The sequence below is a fragment of the Mesorhizobium sp. M6A.T.Cr.TU.014.01.1.1 genome (genome assembly GCF_004022765.1).
In the GTDB taxonomy this organism is placed as follows: Bacteria; Pseudomonadota; Alphaproteobacteria; order Rhizobiales; family Rhizobiaceae; genus Mesorhizobium; species Mesorhizobium mediterraneum.
Window position 1 is genome coordinate 1 of the sequence record NZ_RZPG01000068.1, and the last position, 1165, is coordinate 1165.

Sequence of the window (1165 nt, forward strand, 5' to 3'; positions counted from 1 at the left end):
GTTGGCCCATGGCAGTACGGAATGCCGCAATCCATGCAGCGCGCGGCCTGTTTCTCGACCTCCTTGTCCGACATCGGCAGCGTGAACTCGCGAAAATGCCGGATGCGGTCGGAAGCCGGCTGGTACTTGTGCACCTGCCGGTCGATCTCGAGAAACCCTGTTACCTTGCCCATAGTCCAGTTCCTGCTGTCCAGATGGTGCGGTTTTCGCCGCACCCGTTAACCTCTTGAGGCAGCCATAGCAACCTTCAGCACGAGGTCAGGATTGTTGATGAGACCCGTGCCGGGAAGCCAGGCTTCCCGGCAACTCCCAAAGCCTATTCTGCCGCTACGCCCATGCGCATGCGTTCCATCTCGATCAGCGCGCGGCGATATTCGACCGGCATGATCTTCCGGAACTTCGGCCGGAAAGTCGCCCAATTGTCGAGGATCTCGCGGCCCCGCACCGAACCCGTGTAATGGACGTGGTTCGAGATCAACTGATAGAGCCGCTCCTCGTCATGGCTGGTCATATCGCCCGACACGTCGACACGACCTTTGTGGTCGAGGTCACCGCCATGATGGAGCAGTTTCTCCATCAGATCGTCTTCCTCCGGAACCGGCTCCAGTTCGACCATCGCCATGTTGCAGCGCGCGGCGAAGTCGCCTGCCTCGTCGAGCACATAGGCGACGCCGCCCGACATGCCAGCTGCGAAGTTGCGGCCGGTCTGGCCGATGACGACGACGATGCCGCCGGTCATGTACTCGCAGCCATGATCGCCGACGCCTTCGACGACGGCGGCGACGCCCGAGTTGCGCACGGCAAAACGCTCGCCGGCGACGCCGCTGAAATAGGCCTCACCCTCGGTCGCGCCGTAGAGCACCGTGTTGCCGACGATGATGGACTCGGCGGCAACGATCTTCGTGTTCTCCGGCGGGCGGATGACGATGCGTCCACCCGACAGACCCTTGCCGACATAGTCGTTGGCGGCACCGACCAGCTCGAACGAGACGCCGCGCGCCAGGAAGGCGCCGAAGGACTGACCGGCCGTGCCAGTGAGCTTCACCGAGATCGTGTCCTCGCGCAGGCCCTTGTGCTTGAAGCGCTTTGCCACCTCGCCCGACAGCATGGCACCCGTCGAACGGTCGACATTGCGGATCGGCAGCTCGATGCTGACCGGCTGCCT

The 1165-nt window shown here is 63.1% G+C and carries 2 pseudogenes; both read right to left on the reverse strand.

From position 1 onward, the window contains the following. A pseudogene (gene gltD / locus EN885_RS32970) lies at window positions 1–173 on the reverse strand (glutamate synthase); the annotation flags it as partial. A 143-nt stretch (window positions 174–316) separates the two neighbouring features. Continuing rightward, window positions 317–1165 (reverse strand): annotated as a pseudogene (locus EN885_RS32975) (glutamate synthase subunit alpha); the annotation flags it as partial.